Annotated in this window: 24 protein-coding genes; 13 read left to right on the top strand and 11 right to left on the bottom strand. The window is 73.4% G+C overall.

The features are described from left to right. Positions 1–56: 56 nt before the first annotated feature. Positions 57–998, bottom strand: coding sequence for an AraC family transcriptional regulator (locus HB370_RS06195; RefSeq protein ID WP_030784324.1), 942 nt, complete (start codon positions 996–998; stop codon positions 57–59). Positions 999–1,078: 80 nt separating this feature from the next. On the opposite strand from HB370_RS06195, the gene HB370_RS06190 reads away from it, so the two are divergent. After that, a complete protein-coding gene (locus HB370_RS06190; protein WP_030784322.1) occupies positions 1,079–1,924 on the top strand; it encodes an NAD(P)H-binding protein in 846 nt (281 codons plus the stop codon). A gap of 373 nt (positions 1,925–2,297) precedes the next feature. Beyond that, entirely contained in the window at positions 2,298–3,044 is a 747-nt protein-coding gene (locus tag HB370_RS06185; RefSeq protein WP_157855577.1) for a hypothetical protein, read from the top strand. Positions 3,045–3,125: 81 nt separating this feature from the next. On the opposite strand, the gene HB370_RS06180 is transcribed toward HB370_RS06185, so the two are convergent. Both HB370_RS06180 and HB370_RS06175 read right to left on the bottom strand, forming a co-directional pair. Beyond that, positions 3,126–3,857, bottom strand: coding sequence for a restriction endonuclease (locus HB370_RS06180; RefSeq protein WP_051815736.1), 732 nt, complete (start codon positions 3,855–3,857; stop codon positions 3,126–3,128). Beyond that, positions 3,854–4,063 carry a hypothetical protein gene (locus tag HB370_RS06175; protein ID WP_030784316.1) on the bottom strand — a complete coding sequence of 70 codons (210 nt, stop codon included), beginning with the start codon at positions 4,061–4,063 and terminating at the stop codon, positions 3,854–3,856. The genes HB370_RS06180 and HB370_RS06175 overlap by 4 nt, the downstream gene beginning before the upstream one ends. A gap of 401 nt (positions 4,064–4,464) precedes the next feature. Here HB370_RS06175 and HB370_RS06170 point away from each other — a divergent pair, with 401 nt between their 5' ends. The 4 genes from HB370_RS06170 (at position 4,465) to HB370_RS06155 (ending at position 7,675) form a co-directional block, all read left to right on the top strand. Further along, positions 4,465–5,535, top strand: a complete 1,071-nt coding sequence (locus HB370_RS06170; RefSeq protein WP_030784315.1) for an aromatic ring-hydroxylating dioxygenase subunit alpha — start codon at positions 4,465–4,467, stop codon at positions 5,533–5,535. Then, entirely contained in the window at positions 5,532–5,756 is a 225-nt protein-coding gene (locus tag HB370_RS06165) for a hypothetical protein (protein ID WP_030784313.1), read from the top strand. Before HB370_RS06170 ends, HB370_RS06165 begins: the two co-directional genes overlap by 4 nt. A gap of 41 nt (positions 5,757–5,797) precedes the next feature. Next, complete coding sequence (locus HB370_RS06160) at positions 5,798–6,766, top strand: PDR/VanB family oxidoreductase (protein WP_030784311.1); 969 nt, start codon at positions 5,798–5,800, stop codon at positions 6,764–6,766. Between the two features lie 132 nt (positions 6,767–6,898). Beyond that, positions 6,899–7,675 carry an IclR family transcriptional regulator gene (locus HB370_RS06155; RefSeq protein ID WP_030784309.1) on the top strand — a complete coding sequence of 259 codons (777 nt, stop codon included), beginning with the start codon at positions 6,899–6,901 and terminating at the stop codon, positions 7,673–7,675. Positions 7,676–7,845: 170 nt separating this feature from the next. Here HB370_RS06155 and HB370_RS06150 read toward each other — a convergent pair whose 3' ends face one another. Beyond that, positions 7,846–8,586: an adenosylcobinamide amidohydrolase gene (locus tag HB370_RS06150; protein ID WP_030784306.1), complete on the bottom strand. Its 741-nt coding sequence runs from the start codon at positions 8,584–8,586 to the stop codon at positions 7,846–7,848. 231 nt (positions 8,587–8,817) lie between these two features. Here HB370_RS06150 and HB370_RS06145 point away from each other — a divergent pair, with 231 nt between their 5' ends. From HB370_RS06145 to HB370_RS06135, 3 genes are read left to right on the top strand one after another with little or no spacing between them, the layout of a single operon-like run. Next, positions 8,818–10,242 carry a glutamate decarboxylase gene (locus HB370_RS06145; RefSeq protein WP_030784302.1) on the top strand — a complete coding sequence of 475 codons (1,425 nt, stop codon included), beginning with the start codon at positions 8,818–8,820 and terminating at the stop codon, positions 10,240–10,242. Positions 10,243–10,300: 58 nt separating this feature from the next. Then, positions 10,301–11,170, top strand: coding sequence for a class II glutamine amidotransferase (locus tag HB370_RS06140; protein ID WP_030784299.1), 870 nt, complete (start codon positions 10,301–10,303; stop codon positions 11,168–11,170). 47 nt (positions 11,171–11,217) lie between these two features. Then, positions 11,218–12,126 carry an NAD-dependent protein deacetylase gene (locus tag HB370_RS06135; protein WP_030784297.1) on the top strand — a complete coding sequence of 303 codons (909 nt, stop codon included), beginning with the start codon at positions 11,218–11,220 and terminating at the stop codon, positions 12,124–12,126. Positions 12,127–12,172: 46 nt separating this feature from the next. Here the strand turns inward: HB370_RS06135 and HB370_RS06130 are convergent, their stop codons facing one another. The 3 genes from HB370_RS06130 to HB370_RS06120 all read right to left on the bottom strand — a co-directional run bounded on the left by HB370_RS06130 (position 12,173) and on the right by HB370_RS06120 (position 13,977). Continuing rightward, positions 12,173–12,457: a GlsB/YeaQ/YmgE family stress response membrane protein gene (locus tag HB370_RS06130; RefSeq protein WP_030784294.1), complete on the bottom strand. Its 285-nt coding sequence runs from the start codon at positions 12,455–12,457 to the stop codon at positions 12,173–12,175. 201 nt (positions 12,458–12,658) lie between these two features. Continuing rightward, a complete protein-coding gene (locus tag HB370_RS06125; RefSeq protein WP_030784291.1) occupies positions 12,659–13,195 on the bottom strand; it encodes a hypothetical protein in 537 nt (178 codons plus the stop codon). Positions 13,196–13,422: 227 nt separating this feature from the next. Continuing rightward, positions 13,423–13,977, bottom strand: coding sequence for an NUDIX domain-containing protein (locus HB370_RS06120; RefSeq protein ID WP_030784287.1), 555 nt, complete (start codon positions 13,975–13,977; stop codon positions 13,423–13,425). Between the two features lie 154 nt (positions 13,978–14,131). Here HB370_RS06120 and HB370_RS06115 point away from each other — a divergent pair, with 154 nt between their 5' ends. Together HB370_RS06115 and HB370_RS06110 are read left to right on the top strand one after the other, a co-directional pair. Continuing rightward, on the top strand, positions 14,132–15,643 hold the full coding sequence (locus HB370_RS06115) for a glycoside hydrolase family 43 protein (protein ID WP_030784286.1): 1,512 nt from the start codon (positions 14,132–14,134) through the stop codon (positions 15,641–15,643). 178 nt (positions 15,644–15,821) lie between these two features. Further along, positions 15,822–16,253: a tetratricopeptide repeat protein gene (locus tag HB370_RS06110; RefSeq protein ID WP_030784283.1), complete on the top strand. Its 432-nt coding sequence runs from the start codon at positions 15,822–15,824 to the stop codon at positions 16,251–16,253. A 143-nt stretch (positions 16,254–16,396) separates the two neighbouring features. On the opposite strand, the gene HB370_RS06105 is transcribed toward HB370_RS06110, so the two are convergent. The 3 genes from HB370_RS06105 to HB370_RS06095 all read right to left on the bottom strand — a co-directional run bounded on the left by HB370_RS06105 (position 16,397) and on the right by HB370_RS06095 (position 19,387). Further along, positions 16,397–17,452, bottom strand: coding sequence for a class I mannose-6-phosphate isomerase (locus HB370_RS06105; protein ID WP_030784281.1), 1,056 nt, complete (start codon positions 17,450–17,452; stop codon positions 16,397–16,399). A gap of 141 nt (positions 17,453–17,593) precedes the next feature. Continuing rightward, a complete protein-coding gene (locus tag HB370_RS06100) occupies positions 17,594–18,433 on the bottom strand; it encodes a class I SAM-dependent methyltransferase (protein WP_030784279.1) in 840 nt (279 codons plus the stop codon). A 384-nt stretch (positions 18,434–18,817) separates the two neighbouring features. Next, positions 18,818–19,387: a TetR family transcriptional regulator gene (locus HB370_RS06095; protein ID WP_030784276.1), complete on the bottom strand. Its 570-nt coding sequence runs from the start codon at positions 19,385–19,387 to the stop codon at positions 18,818–18,820. A gap of 795 nt (positions 19,388–20,182) precedes the next feature. Between HB370_RS06095 and HB370_RS06090 the strand changes: the two genes are divergently transcribed. Together HB370_RS06090 and HB370_RS06085 are read left to right on the top strand one after the other, a co-directional pair. Continuing rightward, positions 20,183–22,264 (top strand): SpoIIE family protein phosphatase, encoded by a 2,082-nt coding sequence (locus HB370_RS06090; RefSeq protein WP_030784273.1) that lies wholly within the window; start codon positions 20,183–20,185, stop codon positions 22,262–22,264. 169 nt (positions 22,265–22,433) lie between these two features. Further along, positions 22,434–22,829 (top strand): Imm7 family immunity protein, encoded by a 396-nt coding sequence (locus HB370_RS06085; RefSeq protein WP_030784269.1) that lies wholly within the window; start codon positions 22,434–22,436, stop codon positions 22,827–22,829. On the opposite strand, the gene mdlC is transcribed toward HB370_RS06085, so the two are convergent. Beyond that, on the bottom strand, positions 22,830–24,410 hold the full coding sequence (mdlC, locus tag HB370_RS06080) for a benzoylformate decarboxylase (RefSeq protein ID WP_030784265.1): 1,581 nt from the start codon (positions 24,408–24,410) through the stop codon (positions 22,830–22,832). Positions 24,411–24,518: the final 108 nt, after the last annotated feature.

Genomic DNA, 24,518 nt, shown 5'->3' with positions numbered 1-24,518 from the left:
GGGCCTCTGAGGGGATGGTTCGTCACCGTGGGCGCCTCCGCGCGACCCGCCCTCGCTCAGGTGCGCAGAGCGGCGGCCCGGTGTTGCGCGGGCGTGATGCCCCGGTGGCGCTTGAAGGCGACGCTGAGCGCGAAGGCGTTGGAGTACCCGACCCTGCGCGCGACGGAGTCGACCGTGGCACCGGTGTCCCGCAGCAGATCGGCGGCGAGGGCGACACGCCACGTGGCCAGATACGTCATGGGAGGTTCACCGACACGGCGGGTGAAGCGGCGGGCCAGCCCGGACCGGGAGGAGCCCACCTGGGAGGCGAGGGACGCCACGGTCCACGGGTGGGCGGGGTGGTCGTGCATCAGCCGCAGCGCGCTCGCGACGACGGAGTCGTCCGTGGCGCGGTACCAGGCGGGGGCGTGGTTCCGGGGACGGTCGAACCAGGCACGCAGGGTCGAGACGAGCAGCAGGTCCAGCAGGCGGTCCAGAACGGCCTGCTGGCCGGGCTCGTCCCGTCGCAGCTCCTGCGTCACCAGAGTGAGCAGCGCGCGGTCGCTGTCCCGTTCCGGTACGACGAGGACGTCCGGGAGGGCGTCCAGGAGGCGGTCGCCGATGCCGGACCGGCCCTCGTAGGCGCCGCTGATCAGAAGGGCCGGGCCCGTCTCGTCGGCACCGCAGGTCCGTGGGGCGGGGACCGGCCCGCCACCCGCGACGGCGCGGGCGGTCCGCGCACAGTAGTCGGCGCTGGTGATGACCTGCCGGGGCGGTGACGCGGGGTCCTCGCTGACGGTGTACGGGTCGGGACCGCGCAGGACGGCGATGTCACCGGGGCCGACCTCGATCGGCTCGCCGCCGGAGGGAGTGATCCAGACCTTGCCGCCGAGCGCCACGACCAGGGTCAGCCGGGCGCCGCTCGCGAAACGCAGGGACCACCGCGGGCTCATGAGGGTCCGGGTGAACACGGCTCCGCGCGCCCGTACCCCGTCCAGCAGATCCGCCAGCGTGTCCACCCGCCCAATGTAGACGCTCGGACATGCACATGGGCGTCTCGACCATGGTCCGCCTCGGTGGACCGGGATTGGGTGGCCATATGACTGAGCATCCGATTCTGATGACCGGCGGCACGGGGAAGGTCGGCGGACGCGCCGTGGCCCGACTCCGCGCGAAACGTGTGCCGGTCCGCGTGGGGTCGCGTTCCAGCGAACCCCGTTTCGACTGGACGGACCGGACCACCTGGGACGCAGCTCTCGACGGCGTGAGGAAGGTCTTCATCGTGCCGTACGACGGCGAGCTGCTGACCCGGCCGTTCGTCGCGCGCGCCAAGGAGCTGGGGGTCGAACGGGTCGTCCTGCTGTCCGGCCGCGGAGTCGGTGTGCCCGGCTACGCCGGCGAGGACAGCGGCGCGGGCAGGACGCACATCGACGGCGAGGACGCGGTGCGCACCTGCGGCCTGGAGTGGACGATCGTGCGGCCGGCGTGGTTCGCGCAGAACTTCAGCGAGGGCTTCTTCCGGGACGCGATCATGGCGGGCGAGCTCCGGCTGCCCGCCGGCGACGGCGCGGCGAGCTTTGTGGACGCCGAGGACATCGCCGCGGTCGCGGTCGCCGCGCTCACCGAGGACACGCATGCGGGCAAGACCTACGAGCTGTCCGGGCCCAGCGCGGTGACCATCGGCGAGGCGGTGGGCCTCATCTCCGAGGCCACCGGCCGTACGGTGCGCTACGTGCCCCTCTCGCCGGAGGACTTAGTCGCCGAACTGGTCGCCGAGGGCCGGCCCAAGGCCGAAGCGGAGGACTTCGCCGACGCCGTCGGGCCGATCCGGCGCGACATGGACAGCCACCTGTCCGACGGCGTGCGGGCCGCGCTGGGCCGCGATCCGCGCTCCTTCGCCCAGTTCGTAGCCGACGCCACCGCCGCGGGGGCGTGGCGGGACTGACCTGACGGCCGCCGGCCCCACTCATCCAAGCCGGAGTAGATGAACGCGGTGCGGCCCCGCGGAAAGGAGAGAGCCTCGGCCTCCCTGTGCAGACCGCCACCAGCGAGTCGGCTCCGCGCCACCATGTGTCGGACAGGCCCATCACTTCGCGCACTGGCTCGTACCCGTCCAGAACGATGCCGTCGACGTCGTCACCGGTGACCTCGACGATCTGCTGTGCGCACCCGGACGCGTGGTGGGCCTGCAGTCGCCGTCTCGCTCAACTGACGTGTGTCCCCTATGACTTGAGGGAACGGCGGGCTACGATGCGGCACTTCGGTACAGGGCCGCGTCGGGGTACGGGGGTTGCGGAGCGATGAGGTGGGCCGGAGTCGTGCGTACGGTGGTGGGGCTGGGCGTCGCCGCTTCGGTGATCGCGGGAACCGCCTCCTGTTCCGACAGCGGGGGCGACCAGAAGGCGGCGCCTGTGAAGCGCTCCGAGGAGGCCGCGAACGCATCGCCCGCCCCGGCGCACTCCTCGCCCGCTCCGGCCGACCCTCTGCTCGACGACGGCGTCCCCACGAGCGACGGGCTCAGCGCGGCGCTGCCGAAGAAGGAGGAGCTGCCCGCCGGGTGGGTCAAGTCCGGCGAGAATTCGGTCGGTTGGCGGGACGCCGCCGACGCCGTCATGGAGGGCGAGGACGCGACCGCGTGCGGGGCCACAGGGCTGCAGGCCGCTGACCTCAACGGCTCCGACCACGGGGTGATCTCCAGCGTCGGCAACGAGGACAAGGGCGACGGCGCCCACTTCTCCCTCACGGTCCTGATGGACTCGGACAACCTGGGTGCCGAACTCACCGGACCGGACCGCGTCGAACTCGTGACGGAGAACATGACCCGGGCGCGGGACTTCTGGTCGTGTTTCTCCCCCGGGGAGTCCGGTATCGGCGACGACAGCCTGAGCTACGACACGGACCGCTTCGCGAACGTCCACATGCGGGTCGGCCCGGTGGAGGTCTTCGTCCACACGCCCCGCTCCGGTGACAGCCCGTCCGCGGAGGACTGGGCGCGCGTACTGGAGCAGCGCATCCGCTCCGTGCTTGCGGGCCAGGCCCCGACCGCTCGCATCGCGGTGAAGTAGCCCCCGGATCAGGAGTCGGCCGCCCGGGCCGCCCGCGCTGTGCGGTACCCCTTCGCCATGTGAGAACGGACAGGCCGTTCTTCAGGAGAAGGCGGTCGGCTTGCGGGGTGGCGGGACGGCGCGCAGCAGCTCCCACAGCGGGCGTGAGCCGGCTGCCCAGACTCCGAGGGTATGGCGGTCCACCACGTGGAGGCGCTGCTGCTTCGCGAAGTCGTACGCGGGTGCGGTGACACGTCCGTTGGTGATGATGACCGCGACGTCGGCGCCGTGGACCTGGCGGGCCGTGCCGTTGAGCACCTGGAGGTCCGGTGTGCCCACGGCGGAGCCGGCGAGGCCGTTGCGCCGGTGCTTGCACTGGATCACCCAGCGCCTGCCGTAGGGGTCGGTGGCCTTGACGTCGGCGCCCAGGTCACCGCCGCCCCCGACGCGGACCGCGTCCTGGCAGCCGTCGCGGCGCATCAAGTCGCGTACGGCGTACTCGAACCGGGTGTGGTGCAGGGCGTCCAGCTGGGCGAGCCCGTAGCGCAGGCCTTGTGCGCGGACCGCTTCCCACCGCGCCCTCTGCCGCCTGTGGTACAGCCAGCCACTGCCGGCCGACACCGCGAGCCCACCGGCGACGATCAGGATCCACCAGTGGACGAGCAGCCAGTTGACGACGGTCACCACCAGGGCCACGGCGAGGACGGCGGTCACGAGCAGGCCGATCAGCCGGTCCTCGGCGCGCCGCCGCCCCCGGCCCGGCCTGCGGGAACGCCGCCGGGCCGGCGGGCGCCTGACCGTCGTCGCCCGGACTTTGCGTGTGCGGGGCCTCACCGGCCGGCCTGCGTGACGCCGCTCGCGAGCTCCTCGAGGACGCTGAGGATGCCCTGTCCCGCCGGGGTCGGCGCGATCAGGACGCCCAGCGCCAGGACGATGGCGACGGTCATCTTCTCGTCGTTCCTGCTGCGGGACTGCGTGCGCCGCCGCAACCGGAAGAACACGATGACCGCGAGCAGCACCGCCACGTTGATGGTCAGCAACCGTCCAGACCTCCCCACCGATCAGCCACCACTGCACCAGGGCGGCGGAACGCCGTTCCGGCGTTCTTGTGTAGCGGCGCCCCGATGACGTTGTCGGCCGGTTGCCGACGAATGGCACAAAGCCATCGGACCTGGCCGAATACCGTGCAATGGATCAGCCGGGGATGCGTCGCCGTTCAGTACGTGACGAGGGCTCCCACCGCGTACGCGACCGCGTCCGCCGAGGTCGGCGGCAGTGCCCGCCCGTCCCGCTGAACGGATCCGGCCCCGGCCTTCCGGTCAGCGGAAGGCGCCCTGTTCACGGGCCCGCGCCCGCAGCACTCTGGAAAGCCCGCGGAGCCCGCTCCGGCCTTTCGGGGTGATGGCGTCCGCAACCCGTGAATCCCGCAAAGGACATGACGATGACGACGACGTCATTCGCGCGCGACCAGTGGTACGTGGCCGCCTACGGCAGCGAGATCGGGAGGGAGTTGTTCACCCGGACCGTCTGCGGCGAGCCGATCCTTTTCTGGCGTACGGAAGCAGGCGAGGTCACCGCCATGGCCGACCGCTGCGTACACCGCCGTTTCCCGCTCTCGGAGAAGCCGAGCCGGCTGGACGGTGACACGGTCGTCTGCGGCTATCACGGCTTCACCTACGGACCCGACGGCGTGTGCGTGCGGGTGCCGGGCCAGAAGCGTGTGCCGCGAACCGCCCGGCTCGCCTCGTACCCCGTCAAGGAGCAGGACTCCTTCGTATGGGTGTGGATCGGCGACAAGGACAAGGCCGACGAGACTCTCATCCCCCGCGCCCCCTGGCTGGACTCGCCCCACTACACCACCATCCGCGGCATGGAACCACTGGCGGCCCGTTACGGCCTCCTCGTCGACAACCTGCTCGACCTGTCCCACGAGACGTACCTGCACGGCGGCTACATCGGCACCCCCGAGGTCGCCGAGACCCCCATCACCACCGAGGTCGACGAGAAGGCGGGCGTCGTCTACGTCAGCCGCCACATGCCCGACGCCGAATGCCCGCCGTTCTACGCCAGGTCCACCGGCATCAACGGCCGCATCACGCGCTGGCAGGACAGCGAGTACCACGCCCCCTGCCTGTACCTGCTGCACTCGCGCATCGCCCCCGTCGGCACACCCGACCCGGTTGCGGACGGCAGCGACCCGGGCGCCTTCCACGTCGAGGTCGTCTACGCCATCACGCCCGAAACCGAGACCAGCACCCACGACTTCTGGGCCGTGGCCCGGGACTTCGCCCTGGACGACCAGGCGGTCACCGACTTCCTCTACGAGAACAACCGAACCGTCGTCCTCCAGGACGTCGTCGCCCTGAACAGGCTGGAGCAGGTCGTCGCCTCCGAGCCGGCCGGGACGCAGGAGCTCAGCATCAACATCGACACCGGTGGCCTGGCCGCCCGCCGCATCCTCGAGCGGCTCGTCGAGGCCGGAGCGACCGGGTCCGCGGCGGCCGTCCGATGAGCCCGCGGCCCACGGCCATGCTCGACGGGGACACGGTTCACCGGGTCGTGTGGATCCCCGGCACGGACCGGCTGGGCGGCTGGTGCTGGTGCGGCGAGTCCCGGGAGTCCGAGGACCCGGTGGAACTGTGGGAGTGGCTGCTCGCCCACCCCGCCGGGCACCCGGGACCAGGGCCCGCCCCGGCCCCCGCACCCGCTCCCGGCCACCTCGTGGGCGCCTGACCCCGCGCGAACACCCGTACATGCGTACTCAAGGACCCCTGATGCCCGTGAACACCACCGCACCCGAGGCCGGACTCGACCTCGTCGTGACCCGCCGCACGGACGAGGCCGACGGTGTGGTCTCGCTCGACCTGCGGCGGGCCGACGACGCTCCGCTGCCCGCCTGGACGCCCGGCGCGCACATCGACCTCGTACTCGCCCCGGATCTCGTACGGCAGTACTCGCTGTGCTCCTCGCCGGAGGACACCCGCGTATGGCGTGTCGCCGTCCTGCGGGAGGAGGAGGGCCGCGGCGGTTCCCTCCACGTGCACGACAAGCTGTCCGAGGGCGATCAGGTCCGGGTGCGCGGCCCGCGCAACCACTTCCCCCTGGAGGGCGCCGAGAAGTACCTCTTCATCGCCGGCGGCATCGGCATCACCCCGATCCTCCCGATGCTGGAGCAGGCCGAACGACAGGGCAGTGCCTGGCAGTTGGCCTACGGCGGGCGGACGCTCGCCTCGATGGCCTTCCGTGAGGCGCTTGTCGCGCGGTACGGGGAGCGGGTGCGCATTTGGCCCGAGGACGCGTACGGGCTCCTCGACCTCGAGGCGCTCCTGGGGACACCGCGCCCGGGCACGCTCGTCTACTGCTGCGGACCCGCACCGCTGCTCGAGGCCGTCGAGGAGCGGTGCGCCGACTGGCCGGCCGGCGCCCTCCACGTCGAGCGGTTCACACCGAGGGAGCCTGAAGCACCCCTGCGGGGCGGGGCGTTCGAGGTCGAGCTGGCGCAGACCGGCATCACGGTGAGCGTCCCGCCGGACAAGTCCGTGCTACAGGCGGTCGAGGAGGCCGGAGTGCAGGTCCTGTCCTCCTGCCGTGAGGGTACGTGCGGCACCTGCGAGACGACCGTGCTCGAAGGTACGGTCGACCACCGTGACTCCCTCCTCACCCCCGCCGAACAGGAGGCGCACGACACGATGATGATCTGCGTCTCCCGGGCGGCGTGCCCGAGGCTCGTCCTGGATCTCTGACGGCCGGCGTTGTCCTGACCTGCCACCCCGAATGCCCGCCGGAGTATTGACGGCCGTCAAGACTCTGCCTAGCTTTTCGGTGACGTGCCTGAGTCCGCTGGGAGCGGTGCGCACCTGGACAAGGAGGTCCGCATGCGGAGCCGAGCCCCGACCGACAGCGGTTCGGTGACGGCCAGGGCCCTGCGGGTGCTGGAAGCCTTCGCTCCCGACCGGTCCGTCCTGCGGCTCGCCGAGATCTCCCGCCACACCGGCCTGCCCCTCACCACCACCCACCGGCTGGTGAAGGAACTGACCGGCTGGGGCGCGCTCGAACGCGAGGCGGACGGCGGCTACCGCATCGGGCTGCGGCTGTGGGAAATCGCCTCGCTCGCCCCGCGGGGCCTGGGCCTGCGCGAGGCCGCCCTGCCGTACCTCTCCGACCTCGCGCACATCACCCGCGAGAACGTGCAGCTCGCCGTCCGCGAGGAGTTGTCCGTCGTGTACGTGGAGCGCCTCGCCGGCCGTGACGCGGTCCGGGTCCTCACCCGCGTCGGCGGGCGGTTCGACCTCGCGCCGACCGGCGTCGGCCTCGTCCTGCTCGCCCACGCTCCCCGGGAAGTCCAGGAGCGGGTGCTCGCCCAGCCGTTCGCGCGGCACACGGAGAAGACCCTGTGCGCCCCGGACGAGGTGCGCCGCGCTCTCGCCGAAGTGCGCCGTACCGGAATCGCCATCAGTGACCGGCAGGTGACGATGGACGCCGTGTCGGTCGCCGCCCCCGTGTGCGGACCGGACAACACCGCCGTCGCGGCCGTCTCGGTCGTCGCCCACGCCGACGCCGTGAACCCGCACGCCCTCGTCCCGCTGGTACAGGTCGCGGCACGCGGCATCTCACGCTCCCTCGGGGCACGGCTCAAGCCTTCGGTCGCCTGACGGAGACGGCGGTCGCTTCACGTACACCAGGTCGCCTGACGGAAAGGGTCGGGTCGACTGCCGGTGGGGCGGCGACCCTCTCCTGGAGGGCACCGCCCGGCCCCTGCCCGAGCCCGGCCCGGGCGGCTGTCACCTGCCGGACGCGCCGGCACCCCCGGCCGACCCGCCTCTCACCCGTCCGCCGTCACACAGCGATGAGTTTCGCCGTGACGTCCCGTCCCAGCGTGGTCGGCCCGGGCGGCGGTGTCCACGGCCCGGTGGACGGCGCGGGCCAGGCGCGCGCCCCACAGGGAGCGGGGGCCGGCGAACGCATGGACCTCGGCGCCCGCGCCCGCGCGAGGGGACCGGGCGGCCACGCACACGGCATCCGTGGGGGTGCCGGAGCAGTCGTGGCCCGCCCCCAGCAGCGCCTGCACCTTGGCCTCGGTGGCGGTCGCCACGGCGTTGACCAGCGCCGCGTCGGTCAGCGCCACCGGTAGCGCGACGAGGATGTTGATCGTGCCGGGCCCTGCCGCCACGGCCGTGCCCTCCGCCGGGGAGGCGGCCCAGCCGCGTACCCCCAGCCCGGCGGTGGCGACCGCCTCCACGCCGCCGTCGGACGCGTGCCCGTACGCCCGGACATCGGCGGCGGTCATCAGCCCGACCCCCGGCCCGTCGGCGCCCGCGGCGCGGGCCAGCTCGGCGAGATGGCGGTCCGGGTCGGTGCGCCGGTAGCCGTGGGACACCTGCGCGTTGAGCACCCAGGAACGTTCCCCGATCCCTCCGCCGAGCACGGCGCTGCTGATCATCCGCCAGCCGGTGCCTGCCCGCCACAGCAGGCTGTGCAGCCGCTCGTCGTCCTCGGCGCGGGTGTGCTGCCGTACCCGCAGCAACCCGGTGGCGGGGCGGGGCGGCGGAATGACGGCGGACATCGGACGAGTGCTCCTTGCGCGTCGGGGACCGGTTGATCGTACGCCGCCCCGTCCGGCCCGGCGCCGCACCGCCATCCGGCGTGACGCCGCCGACGCGGACGAGGGCCCTGTCGTGCTGCCCTGACGAGACCGGCCTCCGGGCAGCCTTCCGTTTTGCCCCGGTTCGTCGGTGCGGGGGCGGGGAACCCCGGACAGTGCCTCGCCGGCCGGGGCAGAGAGGACCGAGCGCGTATGACGGTGCAGCGTGACAACCGCGGGGAGAGCCGGGACCTGGAGATCAATCCGATCTTCAGCCGGGAACCCGTCCGAGTGCCCCGGTACGCGATGCCGGACCACGGGATGGAACCGGACACCGCCTACCAGGTGGTCCACGACGAGCTGATGCTCGACGGCAACGCCCGGCAGAACCTGGCGACGTTCGTGTCCACCTGGGCCGAGCCCCAGGCCCGGCACCTGATGGCCCAGTGCGCCGAGAAGAACATGATCGACAAGGACGAGTACCCGCAGACCGCGGAACTCGAGAACCGGTGCGTCCACATGCTCGCCCGGCTCTGGCACGCCGAGGACCCGCGCCGTGCGACGGGCTGCTCGACCACCGGTTCGAGCGAGGCGGCGATGCTGGGCGGGCTCGCGCTCAAACGGCGCTGGCAGCACAAGCGGCGCGCCGCGGGCAGGCCCACCGGCCGGCCCAACCTGGTCATGGGCATCAACGTGCAGATCTGCTGGGAGAAGTTCGCCGACTACTTCGAGGTCGAACCGCGCTACGTCCCGATGGAGGGCGACCGCTACCACCTCACGCCGGACAAGGCGGTCGAACTGTGCGACGAGAACACCATCGGTGTCGTCGCCGTGCTCGGCTCCACCTTCGACGGCAGCTACGAACCCGTCTCCGGCATCGCCGCTGCCCTGGACGACCTGGAGAGCCGTACCGGACTCGACATCCCGGTCCACGTCGACGGCGCGTCCGGAGGAATGATCGCGCCCTTTCTCGACCCGGACCTCACCTGGGACTTCCGGCTGCCCCGGGTCGCCTCCATCAACACCTCCGGCCACAAGTACGGCCTGGTCATGCCCGGCGTCGGCTGGGCGCTGTGGCGCGACAGGGACGCCCTCCCCGACGACCTCGTCTTCCATGTCAACTACCTCGGCGGCGACATGCCGACCTTCGCGCTCAACTTCTCCCGGCCCGGCGCCCAGGTCGTCGCCCAGTACTACAACTTCCTCCGCCTCGGCTTCCATGGCTACCGGCGGGTCCAGCAGACCTGCCGGGACGTCGCCACCCGGCTGGCCGCCGAGATCGCCGCGCTGGGCCCGTTCGAGCTGATCACCGACGGCGGTGAACTCCCCGTCTTCGCCTTCCGGACGCGCGACGGAACCGACACCTTCAGCGTCTTCGACGTCTCCGCCGCACTGCGCGAACGCGGCTGGCTGGTGCCCGCCTACACCTTCCCCGAGCACCGGACCGATCTGGCCGTCCTGCGCGTCGTGGTCCGCAACGGCTTCAGTCACGACCTGGCCGACCTGCTCCTGGAGGATCTGCGCCGCGCTCTGCCCCGCCTGCGCGAGCAGCACGAGCCGCACCGTGATGCCGACGACGCGGGCGGCTTCGCCCACGGAGCGGAGACCAAGAACCCGCGGCGCCCGGGCCGCCACTGATCACGCACCACCACCGCCGGTCACCCCGTCGGCCACCCGGCGAGCGAGGAGAACGACCATGTGCCGCCTGTTCGGCCTCAGCAGCGCGCCACACCGCACCCACGCGACGTTCTGGCTGCTGGACGCCCCCGACAGTCTCAGCCGGCAGAGCCACCACGACCCCGACGGCACCGGCCTCGGCTGCTTCGCGGCGGACGGCACCCCACGCGTGGACAAGGCGCCGGTCGCCGCGTACGAGGACCGGGCCTTCGCCGAGGAGGCCCGCCGCGTGGAGTCGGCCACCTTCGTCGCCCATGTGCGCTACGCCTCCACCGGCAGCCTGGACACCCGCAACACCCACCCCTTCGCACAGGACGGACGGCTGTTCGCGCACAACGGGGTCATCGAGGGCCTCGACCGGCTCGACGACCACCTGGGCGAGGACCGGTCACTGGTCGGCGGCGACACGGACTCCGAGCGCTTCTTCGCCCTGATCACCCGGGAGACCAGGGAGAACGGCGGCGACCCCGGCGCCGGCATCCGGCACGCCGCCCGGTGGATCGCCCGGCACCTGCCCGTCTACGCCCTCAACCTCGTCCTCGTCACCCCTGGCCGGCTGTGGGCCCTGCGCTACCCCGACACCCACGAGCTGTACGTCCTGGAGCGTCCGGCGGGCGGACAGCACGGCGCCCGGCACCTGGACCACAGCGGCAGCCACGGCCGTATGCGCGTCCGCTCCGCGGCCCTGGCCGGCCACCCGGCCGTGATCATCGCCAGCGAACGCATGGACGACCACCCCGGCTGGCGCCTGATGGAACCGGGCGAGCTGCTCCACGCCGGAACCGGTCCGCACACCACCCGCGAGGTGATCCTGACGGAGCCCCCGGCACACCGGCTGACCCTGGCGGATCTACGTCCCGACGCCGCGGCTTCCCAGCAGGCGCCGTGACCCGCTCGGCGAGCCGAACCGGGACCGCCGTTCCGTACGCTGGCTCCATGCGTATGCGCCCCACTCTGAACTGGACGCCCGAGGAGCCGCTGCCGGGCAGCACGGACCTGGCACCGGTCGTGGAGGCGCTGAGCACCGGCGGTGTGCTGGTGCTCAGCGGCGCGGGCATCTCCACGGAGTCGGGCATCCCCGACTACCGGGGCGAGGGCGGCAGCCTGAGCCGGCACACCCCGATGACCTACCAGGAATTCACCGCGAGCGCGCGGGCCCGGCGCCGGTACTGGGCGCGCAGTCACCTCGGCTGGCGCACCTTCGGGCGCGCCGAGCCCAACGCCGGGCACCGGGCCGTGGCCGCGTTCGGGCGGCACGGCCTGCTCTCGGGGGTGATCACCCAGAACGTCGACGGCCTGCACCAGGCCGCCGGCAGCGAGGATGACGTGGAACTGCACGGCAGTCTGGACCGGGTCGTCTGCCTGTCCTGCGGCGCCCGCAGCGCGCGCCGGGAGCTCGCCCGGAGGCTGGAAGAGGCCAACGCGGGCTTCGAGCCGGTGGCCGCCGGCATCAACCCGGACGGCGACGCCGATCTCACCGACGATCAGGTCGGGGACTTCCGCGTGCTGCCCTGCGCGCTCTGCGGCGGCATTCTCAAGCCGGACGTGGTGTTCTTCGGCGAGGCGGTGCCGCCGCGGCGGGTCGAGCACTGTCGCGAGCTGGTCCGGGAGGCCACCTCGGTGCTGGTCCTGGGTTCCTCGCTGACGGTGATGTCCGGGCTTCGGTTCGTCCGCCAGGCGGCCCAGGAGGGGAAGCCGGTGCTGATCGTGAACAGGGACCCGACCCGGGGCGACCGGCACGCGGTCACCCGGGTCGGGCTCCCTCTGGGAACGTCTCTCACCACCGTGGCCGGCCGGCTGGGCCTTCCCGTCGACGGCGGGGAGGCGGCCTGCGCGAGGCCGTGACGCCTCGTGGCGCGTCGCGGAGCGGCCCGCGGTCGGTGTCGACGGGTCAGGCGTGACGGTGCGAGTGGGAGTGCCGGCTGCCGGTGAAGAGGCGGTAGAGGGCGAGCAGGATCAGGGAGCCGACGATGGCGGCGATCCAGGTGGAGAGCTCGAAGAACCCGTCGACGGAGTCGACGCCGAACACCACCTTCCCGAGCCAGCCACCGAGCAGACCGCCGGCCACACCGATGAGCATGGTGACGATGATGCCGCCGGGGTCCTTGCCCGGCATGAGGGCCTTGGCGATGGCGCCGGCGAGCAGGCCGAGGATGATCCACGCGATGATGCCCATGGTGGCCTCCGTTTCAACGTTCGTCGGGTAAAGCTTGTTAGCTCATCGTGTGTACCGTCTGCGCTCGCACAAACGTCCCTTTTTGAACGCGGTGGGGGAGAGGCTCACCACGGCCGGGCCGCGTCGGCATACGTCGAGGCGCGCGGCCCTCGTCGGCGAGAGCCGAGCCTTCCGCCCCAGGGCGGTGGTGTTCCGCGCAGCTCAGGCGCCTTCCGCCTTGGACAGTGCGTTGCTGATGAGGCGGGTGGCGAACTCGCGGTCGTCGGTGAGGCGGTTGATGTGCTCGGCGAGCAGGAACGCGGTGGCCTCCAGGGGATTCATCTCCTCCTTGGTCCACTTGCCGTACTGCTTGCGCCACAGGCTGGGACTCAGGCCCATGCCCGCCGAGACGACCAGGCCGGCCATGGTGGGGATGGCCTCCGGGCGGATGCTCTTGGGCATCATGCGCATCGAGGCCACCAGGCTCGGCACCACGTACTCGATGACGTCCTTGTCGTGATCCTCGTACGCCATCCGCAGCCACGTCATGAACATGTAGATGATCGTGCAGGCGCCGTCCAGCAGGTCGTGCGCCCCTCTCGGGCCCAGGGACGCGGTGAACTGGTCGATCAACTGCTGCTGTTCGGGGTCGATCGCGGTCCCGCCGTCGTAGATGGACTTGAGCCGGGAGTCGATCACCATGAGCGCTCCGCTCACATCGCCGGCGGGGGCGTACTGGGGGTCGCAGACCGATGCCAAAGGGTCCCTCCTCATGTGGCCGCGGCACACAGCGCGGTATGTGCGTACCGTAGACGGCCGATCACTCAGCGTCCGGGGAACGCCGGGGGAGGACCCGATGGAGGGGCAGCGACCCGGCCGACCTCACCCGTTCGGGTGGGACACGGGCGTTCGGGTGACGACGTGGTTCACAGCAGGTCTTCGCGGGGCACCGACAGCACCGCCTGCGTCCGGGGCCCTGCGGCCGGTCAGCCCGCGAGCAGTGGCTCCACGCGGGACAGGGTCTCCCGGATGTTCTCCTCGGTGATCACCCGGCGCGCCTCCCGCGGCGTCAGCCAGCGCAGCGGCGCCTGGGGGTTCTCCGGGCGGACCGCCTCGGGGGTGCGGGTGGCGAGGACGAAGCGGATGTCGGCGTGTTCGTGCGCCTCCTCCCGGGCGTTGGCCGGCACCGGCACGATCACCAGGTGCCGCACCCCGGCGTCCGGCCAGGGCGCGAGGTCGGTCAGTCCCGTCTCCTCCCGCCCCTCCCGCAGGGCGATGGCGAGCGGGTCGGACTCCTCCGGGTCGGCGTGCCCGCCGACCAGCAGCCAGGTCCCGTGGCGCTGGTGCCAGCGCAGCAGAACCCGCCCGCTGTCCTGGTGCACGATCAGCGCGGACCCGGTGACGTGCAGCGGAGCCGCCCGCCGCCACGGGTCGCCCGACGCGACGAGGGCGCGCACCCGCTCCACGTCCGCGCGTTCGGCGGTGCTCTTCGGCTGGTAGCGGGCAAGGAGATCGAGGACTGCGTGATGGGCTGTGGCCATGCGCGGAATCCTAGTGACGGGGCGCGAGCCGGGCCGGGGCACACCCGTTGACCGCTTCGACGGCTGTCGATAGCCTCCCCGGGAATCATTCGAACCTTCGAGCGAAACTTTCGCTCCAGGCCGTAGGTGCGGGTCATCCCGGAAAGGACTCGATGTGCCGAGCGCGCCCGAGAGCGGCATCAGCCTCAGCAACCCCGTGATCCCGGGATTCCACCCCGATCCGAGCGTCTGCCGGGCCGGGGAGGACTACTACCTCGCCTGCTCCAGCTTCGAGTACTACCCCGGCATCCCCGTCTTCCACAGTCGCGACCTGGTGCACTGGACCCAGATCGGCAACGCCCTGGATCGGCCGGAGCAACTGCGGCTGCCGCCCGGCGCCCCCTCCTCCGGCGGCCTCTACGCCCCCACGCTGCGCTACCACGACGGCCGCTTCTGGCTGATCGTGACCAACGTCAGCGGCGACGGGAACCTCCTGTTCACCGCCACCGACCCGGCCGGCCCCTGGTCCGATCCGGTCCGGCTGCCCGGGGTGCGGGGCATCGACCCGGACCTGGCCTGGGACGACGAGGGCACCTGCTGGTGCACCGTGGCGGGAGTCAGCCAGGTCCGCATCGACCCGCACACGGGGGAGACCCGCGGCGAGCCGCGGCGCGTGTGGTCCGGTACGCCCGGCGCCAAGGCCCCCGAAGCACCGCACCTGTACCACATCGGCGAGTACTGGTACCTGCTCATCGCCGAGGGCGGCACCGAGCGGTGCCACGCCGTCTCGGTCGCCCGTGGCCGCACCCCCGACGGCCCCTTCGAGCCGTGCCCGGCCAACCCCGTCCTGACCCATCGCGGCACCGACCACCCCATCCAGAACACCGGCCACGGCGACCTGGTCCAGGGGCCCGACGGTTCGTGGTGGATGGTGTTCCTCGGGGTCCGGCCGCACGGCGGGACCCCCGGCTGGCACGTCCTGGGCCGGGAGACGTTCCTGGCCCCGGTGACCTGGGTCGACGGCTGGCCGGTCGTCGGCGAGGTGGCCTCCTCCCCGGCCCCGCCGCCGTGGCCGCTCCAGCGGCCCGCCGCCGTGCCGGTCCGGGACGACTTCGAAGGCGGCGGCCTCGCCCCGGGCTGGATCTCGCCGCGCTTCCGCCACGAGGAGGACTGCACCACCAAGGAACGCGCCGGCTGGCTGAGCCTGCGCGCCCGCGGGGCCTCGCTGGACGACACCGACGTCACCTTCGCCGGCCGCCGCCAGCAGCACCCGGCCTGCCGCGTGCGGACCCTGGTCGACCCGGCCGGGGGCAGCGGCGGGCTGGCCGTCCGCCTGGACGAGCGGCACCACTACGAGATCGAGGCCACGGCGGACGAGGTGCGGGTGATCGCCCGGATCGGCCCGCTGCGGTCCGTGGTGGCCTCCCGCCCGTCGGCCGGCGGCCCGGTGGTGCTCGGCGTCGAGACGACCCCCGCGCGGGAGGTCTCCGACCCGCGGGAGGGACCCGACACCGTCGCGCTCGGCGTACGGGAGCCGGACGGCACGTTCACCGAACTCGCCAGGCTCGACGGCCGGTACCTGTCCACCGAGGTCGCCGGCGGCTTCACCGGCCGCGTGATCGGCCTGTACGCCTCCACCGGAACCGTCCACTTCGACTGGTTCGACTACGAGCCGTACGAGGACTGACGCGGGGCGGGCGGGGTCGTACCCAGGGCCGGTGCCGGTGCCGGTGCCGGTGCCGGTGCCGGTGCCGGGTCCGAGCCGGCCGGTCGCGCCCCGGGAATACCCGTCGGCCCGTGCCGGTTCGGGCAGTGGTTGGTTGATGTATCAATCAACTGGCCGCTCAGTACCCGAGGGAGGACTGATGAGCGACACCTTCCACGACTACCCGGCGACGGGCGGGGTCGCGCCGGACCGCTGGGCGAGCGCCCTTCACCTGTTCGACGACGGCCCCGGCGTCCCGCACGAGGAGACCACGGCCGAGCGCTGGGAACGCGCCCGGCTGCTGTTCGACGCCAAGGACTACGCCGGGGCGGCCAGGCTGCTCACCGCCGTGGTCGAGGAGGCCCCCGAGCAGACCGGGCCCCGGCTGCTGCTCGCCCGCGCCTACTACCACTCGGCACAGCTGCGGCGGGCCGAGGAGCAGCTGCGGCGGATCATCGACCGGGATCCGGTGGAGCACTACGCCCACCTGATGCTGGGCCGCACCCTGGAGCGGCAGGGCCGTCACGAGGAGGCCACGCCCTGGCTGCGCATGGCCGCCGCCTTCGCCGGCGAGCTTCCCGCCGACGACTGACGGGTGCCGCCGGCACCGAGGTGCGGTGCCGGGGGCGCCAAGGTGCGGTGCCGGGGGCGCCGGTGCGGGTGGGCGGCGCGTCGCCCACCCACCGGCTCCGGGCCGCTCGTGTCGCGCTGCCGCCCTTCGGGCGGACGGTTCCCTCAGGAGCCGAGCGCGGTGATCGCGGCCGGGCCGTGGCCCGCGGCGAGCAGGGGTTCCCGGATGTCGGCGTCGAGGTCGGGCAGATAGCCGAGCAGGACGTCGGCCGGGCCCTCGATCCGCAGCCGGCCCAGCGCGGCGGGCAGCAGCAGGCTCTCCGCCCGGGCCAGCCGCTCCCGTCCCCCCGGGGTGGTCACGGTGACCGGCGCCCCCGCGTTGCTCAGGACCATCGCCGTGGAGAACGTGTGCACCAGCGGCGCCGCGGTCCCGGCCCGCCACCGCTCCAGCGCGAAATAGCGCCCGGCGCACAGCACGGTCCGCTCCACACCGTCGTCCACAGGCACGCTCAGACCGGAGCGGAAGTCGGGGCGCGGCTCGGGCCGCCACTCCTCCAGGAGCCGTTCGACGGCGGCGTGCCACTCCCGGTCGGGGATCGGGGCGCCGTCCTCCATCCGGTGGCGCATGGCGTGCTGCTGGATGTCGGAGGTCTGCTCGATCTCGTAGACCAGTGTGCCCGGGCCGAAGCTGTGCAGGGTGCCGCCGGGGACGTAGAGGGTCTGCCCGGCGCGTACCGGCAGGCGGCGCAGGACGGCGTCGAAGTCCTGTGCCAGCAGCGCCCGGTGCAGCCGGTCGCGGTCGACCCCGCGCCGGACGCCGGCCAGGGCGGTGGCCCCGGGGGCCGCTTCCAGGACGTGCCACGCCTCGGTCTTGCCGTTGGGTTCGCCCTCGACGCGGCGGGCGGTCTCGTCGTCGGCGTGCAGATGGACCGGGAGCGGACCGGTGGCGTCGATGAACTTCGTCAGCACCGGGAAGCGTTCGCCGTACGGGCCGCGCCCGAGCAGGTCCTCGGGGTGCTCCCGTACCAGATCGCGCAGGGCGCGCCCGGCCAGCGGGCCGGCGGTCACCGCCGCGCCCTCGCCGTCCACGTCGCTGACCTCCCAGGTCTCGGCGACCGGGCCGTCCGGCAGTCCGGCGCGGCCCCACCGGTCGGCCAGCACGCGCCCGCCGAAGACGTGCTGCTTGACGGGCGTGGTCAGGCGCAACGGGTACCAGTCCATGGGCTGCGCCTCCCGCGTCGGTCGGGCGTTCCCTGCTCCGGGCGTTCTCCGCTGCGGGGGTTCCCGCCGCCCCTGGAGGCAAACCGGGGCGAAGCGCCGGCGAACGGGGATCCCGCCGGCCGGGCGGGCGCCGGCCTGTCGTCAGCGGCGGTGCGACACGGCCAGCTCGACGAGGTAGCGCTTGGTCACGCGGCCGCCGTACCGGCCGTCGATCAGGTGCGCGACACAGCCGAGCAGCCCGCTCCGGGCGACGTCCGGCAGGGCCCGGTGACCGGAGTAGGTGCGCAGCACGTCCAGGTACTCCGCCGAGGTGTACGTGATGTCCCGCTCGTACCGGCGGAACAGGGTGGGCCCGAACCGGTCGCTCCGCGCCACCTCCGCCGCGTGGTCCGAACCGTCGATGTCGGCGGCCTTCGGAGGCAGCTGACCGGGGCGGGTGTCCGGGTCGAAGCGCTCGTAGCAGCGCTGGACCTCGGCGAAGAACTCCTCGGTGCCGCCCCGCACATGCTGGGTGCGCACCACGGCGAGCGCCCCGCCCGGACGCAGCGCGGCCGCGGCCCTGGCCATCCGCACCGCCGGGTCGATCCAGTGGAACGCCGTCGCCGACACCACCGCGTCGAACGGCTCCGGCGGCAGCGGCCAGCGCTCGAACTCCGCCGTCACCACCTCCACCGTGGCGAACCCGGCCAGCCTGCGGCGGGCGACGTCGGCCATGCGCGGGCCCGCGTCCACGGCCGTGATCCGGCACCCCCGCGCGGCCAGCGGCACCGTCGCCTGCCCGGTCCCGCAGCCCACCTCCAGCACCCGGCTGCCGGGGCCGGCACCCGCGAGCTCCGCGAGATCGTCGTACAGCCGGGGCGGATACCCGGGCCTGGCCCGGTCGTACAGCTCCGCGATCTCGTCGAACGTCCGGCTCAGCCGCGCCCGCCGGGACTCCGCGGGCCGGTCGTCGCGTCGCGCGGTGGCGGTCTCGTCGGGCATGCGGAGCAGGGTAGGGGATGCGGGGCGTGGCCTGGTACCGGGTTCGGCGGGCCGGTGTCCGGTGCCTGGTGCTCTACGGGCCGGGTATCTCGAGGGTGCGCGGCTTCTCGGCGTAAGGGGCGTAAGGGGGGCGGGGCGTCGCCGTGGCAGGAGTGCGGGAGTTTCCGGCGTCGGGGGGACGCACGCGGCTTTCCGGCGCGAGCCGACGTGCTTCGGTGGTGGGGGCCGGCGGTGCTGCGGGGCGGGGACGCGTGATGCTTGGCGGCGGGGACACGTGGTGCTCGCGGCGGGGACGCGCGGTGCTTCGCGGCCGGGGCACGTGGCGCCCCCGTGGCGGGGCCACATGGCGCCCCGATGACGGGGTTGCGCGGCGCCCCGGTGGCGTCACCGCTCGGGCGGTGGCGGTTCGGTGAGGCGGCGGGCGGTCTCCACCACGGCCGCGCGGTGCCGGGCCAGCCGCTCCGGCGACCGGGGGCGGCCGTCCTCGTCCGCCCAGAACCAGGCCTGGGCCGCGGCCAGGACCATGGTCAGCAGATCGGCGGGCGCCAGTGCCCGGGACAGTTCGCCGCGTGCCTGCGCGTCGGCCACCTCGGCGGCCCGGCGCCGGAAGCCTTCCGTCGCGGAGCCGGGGCCGGCGGGGCGCTCCAGCAACTGCCACAGCCGCAGCCGCAGGAGGTCGGGCCGGGCCACCAAGTGGTCGAAGACCGCGCCGGCGTACCCGGGCAGGTCGTCCGCGTCGAACGGCACGGACTCGGCGCCCGCCTCCGCCGCCCGGCGCAGCACCGCGTCGAACAACTGGTTCTTGCTGCCGAAGTGGGCGTAGATCAGCCGCTTGTTGGCCCCGGCGGCCGAGGCGATCCGGTCCACCCGGGCGCCGGCGATGCCGTGGGCGGCGAATTCGGCGAAGGCGGCGTCGAGCAGCCGGGCTTTGGTCGCGTTGGAATCCCGAGGCATGACCGCCACCCTAACCAGTGACGATCCGTTTGTTGACCCCTACACCGACTTGGGCCCGCCGGCTGTCCGGACGCTCCCGGACGGCCTGACCAGGCCCGTCGACGGCGCCTCCCGGCAGGACCGTAGGAGCAGGAGGCAGCGAGGCCCGGCCCCGGCGGAGATGCCGTCCCGGCCTGCCGCCGTGGCCGTCTCCGGCCTGCCGTCGTGGCCGTCTCCGGCCTGCCGTCGTGGCCGTCTCCGGCCTGCCGTCGTGGCTGCCCCCGGCTTGCCGCCGTAGCGGTTTCCGGCCTGCTGCCGTAGCTGTTTCCGGCTCGCTGCCGTGCCCTCCCCGCCCCGCCGTCATAGCCGCCCGGGCCCGCCGTCGTGGCCGTCTCCAACCCACTGCCGCAGCCCTCTCCGGCCCGCCGCATGGTCACCCTTGGCCCTCGCCGCAGCGCTCCCCGGCCCGTAGCCATAGCCGCCTCCGGTCCGCCTCCGCATCCCTCCTCAGCCCGCCGCCATGGTCACCCCCGACCCGCCCCGCAGCCCTCTCCGGCCCGCCGCCGTTGCCGCCCCCGGCCCGCCTCCGCAGCCCTCCCCAGCCCACCGTCATAGCCGCCCCCGACCCGCCGCGACAGCCGCCCCCGATCCGCCGCCGTGGCCGTCCCCGGCGCTGTGGCGCATCGTGGAGGGGGCTGGCGATCCGCGGGGAGGACACCGTCTCGTCCGAACCGCGGGGCGAGCCGGCCGCACCGGCGGTGACCGCCGGTGACCGGCGGTGACCGGTGGTGCGGCCAAGGGAAGGAGCGCGTTTCGATGAGACGAGAGAAGCCGCGCCCGGAGCGGGCCGATCCTCTGCCGGGCGCCGCGGCCGACCCCAGCGGGCTGCTGGACCTGCTGGGCGTCGCCGCGGTGCTGCTGGAGGCCGACGGCAAGATCGACATGTGGAGCCCCCAGGCCGAGGAACTGTTCGGTTACACCCGCGGCGAGGCGGTCGGGCAGTACGCGGCGCCGCTGCTCCTCCACCCCGAACACCAGGACGCGGCGGTCACCCTGTTCGCCGACGTGATGGAGACCGGCCGGCGCTGGGCGGGGGCCTTCCCCGTCCGGCACAAGGACGGCAGCACCCGGATGGTCGAGTTCCGCAACGTCCGGCTGACGGACAGCCTGGGGGATCACTACGCCCTCGGGCTGGCCGTCGACCGAGTCGCCCTGCGGCAGATGGAACGCAAACTGGCCCTGTCCGACCGGCTGGTCAGCCAGGCGCCGATCGGGCTGGCCGTCATGGACACCGAGCTGCGCTACCTGGCCGTCAACCCCGCCCTCGCGGCCATGCACGGCGTTCCCGAGGCCGATCACGTCGGCCGCGGATTCCGCGAGATCCTCACCGACCCGGACTTCGAGCGCGCCGAGACCGTGATGCGGCGGGTCCTGGAGACCGGCACCCCCGTGGTGGAGGAGCAGGTGGTGGGCCGTACGGCCGCCGACCGGGAGCAGGACCACGCCTGGGCGGTGTCCGTCTACCGGCTGGAGGACCACCGCGGCCGGGTCCTCGGCATCGCCAACGTGGTGGTCGACGTCACCGACCGGTACCGGGCGGCGCGCAAGGCCGACCAGGCCCAGCGGCGGCTGCGGATGATCGCCGATGGTTCGGCCCGGATCGGCACCACCCTGGAGGTGGAGCGCACCGCGCGGGAACTGGCCGACGTGCTGGTGCCGGGCCTGGCCGACATGGTGTCGGTGGACCTCCTCGACTCGGTCCTGCAGACCGGCCGTACCGCCCTCGGCGACGGACCGGCGCTGTTCCGCGTCGTGGCGGTGAAGACCGCCTACCCCACCGACGCCGGCCGGGCCATGGTGCCGCCCGGCCGCCTCACCACCTACCACGCCGACCACCCCGCGTCGCACTGCATCCGCAGCCGCCGCCCCCTGCTGATCACCCACCTGGGCGGGGGCGACCACTCCCGCATCGCCGCCGATTCCGAGGCCGCCGCGCTGTTCGCCCGGGCCGGCGTCCACACCGACATGACCGTCCCGCTCATCGCCCGCGAGAAGATCATCGGGGTCATGGGCCTGGCCCGGGCCCGCAACCCGCTGCCCTTCGACGAGGACGACCTCACCCTCGCCTGCGAGCTGGCCTCCTCCGCCGCGCTGAGCATCGACAACGCCGTGCTGCACCAGCACATCCGCAGTGCCGTCGAGACCCTCCAGCGCAGCCTCCTGCCGCAGCCCCCGCCCCGGCGCCCCGGCCTGGAGATCGCCGTCCGCTACCGCCCCGCCCAGGCCCGCGACGAGGTCGGCGGCGACTGGTACGACGTGATCCCGCTCGACGGCGACCGCACGGCGCTCGCGGTGGGCGACGTCATGGGCAGCGGCATCCAGGCCGCCACCACCATGGGCCGGCTGCGCACCGCGACCGCCACCCTGGCCGACCTCGACCTCGACCCGGCACGGATCCTCACCCACCTCGACAAGATCACCCGCGAGCTGGACCCGTACATCGCCACCTGCGTGTACGCGGTCTACGACCCCCACCGGGCCCGGCTGCACGTGGCGTCCGCCGGTCATCTGCCCCCGGCCCTGGTGCGCACCGGCGAGCAGCCGCGGCTGCTGGACCTGCCCACCGGCACGCCGCTCGGGGTGGGCGGCGTGCCCTTCGAGAGCACCACCGTCGAGCTGAAGCCCGGCGACCGCCTCGTGCTCTACACCGACGGGCTGGTGGAGACCCGTGACGATCCCATCGACGAGCGCCTGGAGGCCCTGCTGCGTCTCCTGGCACCGTCGGACCAGTCCACGGAGGAGACCTGCGACCGGCTCCTGCGCCTGCTGCGGCACCCGGCCGACCACGACGACGTGGCCCTCCTCATCGCCTGCGCGCAACCCCTCGCACCTGCCTGAGCATCCCGGGCCCGCCCGGCCGGAAAGCCTCCATCGGGTGGCGGCTCCCGACCGGAGACGACTGCCTGATCACCATGCCGGCGGAACTGAGCGAACTCCTGCTCGGAGTCGTCCCGCAGGGCCCGGCGGCCCGAACCCGCGTCCCCGCTCCGGCCGTTAGGATCGTGGCGTGTTCGAGTACCACGGCTGGGTCACGGTCAGGGAGTCCGCGACCGACGACGAGGACGATGTCCGGCTGCGGCGGATCGTCGACGAACTCCGGCTGCTCGTCACCCGCATGGCCAGCCCCTATCTCCTCGACCTGAGGTGGATGAACGGCGAGCCGTTCATCCACCTCGGAGGCCATTCCAACCACCGCTCGCCGCCCGATGTGGTGGCGCTGTTCGAGGAGGTGGCGGCGCTCGCTCCCGGCTCCTACGGGCTGCTCCACGTCCGCGACGACGAAGACCGGAGCCATGAGAACGAGTTCCGCGTGTTCAGGCTCGTCCGGGGCACGGTCACGGAGCACACGGAACCGTTGCTGTCCCCGTGTGTCCCGGCACTCGAGGACCCCTTCTCCGGCTAGCTAGGCGGGCGTGGTGAGCGCGGTGTCGATCTGGAGCAGGCGGGGTCCGTCGACCGGTTCGGACAGCGCGGCCCGCAGCTCCGGCACGCCGCCGATCTGCCGGGCGGGCACCCCGTAGCCCTCGGCGATACGGGTGAAGTCCAGGCCGGGGATGTCCAGTCCCGGCGCGTCCGGCACCCCGAGCAGCTCCCCGAACCAGCGCAGGGCCCCGTACGTCCCGTTGCGCAGCAGCACCACGGTGAGGGGGACGTGGAGCCGGGCGGCCGTCCACAGGGCGGTGATGCCGTAGTTCGCCGAGCCGTCCCCGATCACGCCCACGACCGGCCGGCCGGGCCGGGCCAGGGCCACGCCGACCGCGCCGGGCAGCCCGAAGCCGAGGCCGCCGGCCGCCGGGAAGTAGTACGAGCCGGGCCGGCGCAGGTCCATCTGACGCCACCAGGAGGAATTGGTCGAGGTCGACTCCACGACGTACGCCGTGTCGGCGGGCTGTTCCTCCCGCAGGGCCGCGAAGACCTCCTCCGGATGCAGCCGCGGCCCCTCCGTACCGGCCGGCGCCGGCACGGGCCGGTAGTCGCCCACGGGCGGGCCCGGCGCGCCGAGCGCGGTCAGCAGCAGGCCGGTCACCGCGGCGGGGTCGGCGACCAGTGCCTCGCCGACCGGTGCCCGCGCGGCGGCGGACACGTCCTCGGTGACCTGGATCAGCCGGGTCCCCTCCGGCAGGTACCGGTCGGGCAGGTGCTCGTGGTACCGGAACACCGGGGCGCCGAGGACCAGGACGAGATCGTGACCGCTGAGGGCCCGGCAGGCGGGCTCGATGCCGGCGGGCAGCACACCGCGGAACAGCGGATGGCGGTTGGGGAACGGCAGCCGGAAGACCGAGGGCGCCGCCCACACCGGGCCGCCGAGCCGCTCGGCCAGCCGTACCGCGTCGTGGAAGAGCCCGTCCGTGTCGATGTCACCGCCCAGGACCAGGGCGGGCCGCCGGGCCGCGGCCACCGTCTCGGCCAACCGGCGCCCCTGCTCCGCGCCGGGCGCCCCGGCCCGCTCGACCCGGCGCTCCAGCACGGCCGGTGCGTTCTCGTCCGCGTCGGCCGTCCAGTCGTCGTACGGCACGGACAGGAAGGCCGGCCCGCGCCGTAACCGCGCCTCGAAGACGGTTTGGGCGAGCGCGCGCGGCACATCCCGGGCGCACGCCGGCTCGGCGGCCCAGCGGACGAGCGGCCGCATCAGGGCCGGGGCGTCGACGTTGGTGAGGTAGGCCTCCGGCCCGATCGCCGGCCGTACCTGCTGACCGGCCAGGACGACCAGCGGGGTGCGGGAGGCCACCGCGTTCGTCAGCGCCCCCAGCGCGTTGCCGGACCCCGCGGCCGAGTGCAGGCTGACCAGCGCCGGACGGCCCGACGCCTGCGCGTAGCCGTCGGCCATGCCCACGACCGCGCCCTCGTGCAGACCCAGGACGTAGCGGAACCCGTCGGGAAGACCGGCGAGGAAGGGCAGTTCGTTGGAGCCCGGGTTGCCGAAGACGGTGGTGAGTCCTTGGCGCTCCAGGAATGCGTGGGCGATGCGGCGCACGGACGGCACGGGCGGCCCCTTCCGGACGGGCGGTCCCTTTCGAGGCGAGGCGCCACACGGTGACCGGCACATGGTGCCGCGCCACATGGTGCTGCGCCCCATGGTGACGCGGCACAC

The organism is Streptomyces sp. DSM 40868 (assembly GCF_011820545.1).
In the GTDB taxonomy this organism is placed as follows: domain Bacteria; phylum Actinomycetota; class Actinomycetes; order Streptomycetales; family Streptomycetaceae; genus Streptomyces; species Streptomyces eurythermus.
This window is presented reverse-complemented; position numbering and strand designations above follow the sequence as displayed.

Excerpts from the sequence above, each read along its gene's own strand:
- HB370_RS06155 (WP_030784309.1), top strand. The coding sequence starts at position 6,899 with ATGCGGAGCCGAGCCCCGACCGACAGCGGTTCGGTGACGGCCAGGGCC.
- HB370_RS06190 (WP_030784322.1), top strand. The coding sequence starts at position 1,079 with ATGACTGAGCATCCGATTCTGATGACCGGCGGCACGGGGAAGGTCGGC.
- HB370_RS06135 (WP_030784297.1), top strand. The coding sequence starts at position 11,218 with ATGCGTATGCGCCCCACTCTGAACTGGACGCCCGAGGAGCCGCTGCCG.
- HB370_RS06140 (WP_030784299.1), top strand. The coding sequence starts at position 10,301 with ATGTGCCGCCTGTTCGGCCTCAGCAGCGCGCCACACCGCACCCACGCG.
- HB370_RS06110 (WP_030784283.1), top strand. The coding sequence starts at position 15,822 with ATGAGCGACACCTTCCACGACTACCCGGCGACGGGCGGGGTCGCGCCG.
- HB370_RS06095 (WP_030784276.1), bottom strand. The coding sequence starts at position 19,387 with ATGCCTCGGGATTCCAACGCGACCAAAGCCCGGCTGCTCGACGCCGCC.
- HB370_RS06105 (WP_030784281.1), bottom strand. The coding sequence starts at position 17,452 with ATGGACTGGTACCCGTTGCGCCTGACCACGCCCGTCAAGCAGCACGTC.
- HB370_RS06100 (WP_030784279.1), bottom strand. The coding sequence starts at position 18,433 with ATGCCCGACGAGACCGCCACCGCGCGACGCGACGACCGGCCCGCGGAG.
- HB370_RS06145 (WP_030784302.1), top strand. The coding sequence starts at position 8,818 with ATGACGGTGCAGCGTGACAACCGCGGGGAGAGCCGGGACCTGGAGATC.
- HB370_RS06090 (WP_030784273.1), top strand. The coding sequence starts at position 20,183 with ATGAGACGAGAGAAGCCGCGCCCGGAGCGGGCCGATCCTCTGCCGGGC.
- HB370_RS06165 (WP_030784313.1), top strand. The coding sequence starts at position 5,532 with ATGAGCCCGCGGCCCACGGCCATGCTCGACGGGGACACGGTTCACCGG.
- HB370_RS06150 (WP_030784306.1), bottom strand. The coding sequence starts at position 8,586 with ATGTCCGCCGTCATTCCGCCGCCCCGCCCCGCCACCGGGTTGCTGCGG.
- HB370_RS06170 (WP_030784315.1), top strand. The coding sequence starts at position 4,465 with ATGACGACGACGTCATTCGCGCGCGACCAGTGGTACGTGGCCGCCTAC.
- HB370_RS06130 (WP_030784294.1), bottom strand. The coding sequence starts at position 12,457 with ATGGGCATCATCGCGTGGATCATCCTCGGCCTGCTCGCCGGCGCCATC.
- HB370_RS06160 (WP_030784311.1), top strand. The coding sequence starts at position 5,798 with ATGCCCGTGAACACCACCGCACCCGAGGCCGGACTCGACCTCGTCGTG.
- HB370_RS06120 (WP_030784287.1), bottom strand. The coding sequence starts at position 13,977 with ATGGCCACAGCCCATCACGCAGTCCTCGATCTCCTTGCCCGCTACCAG.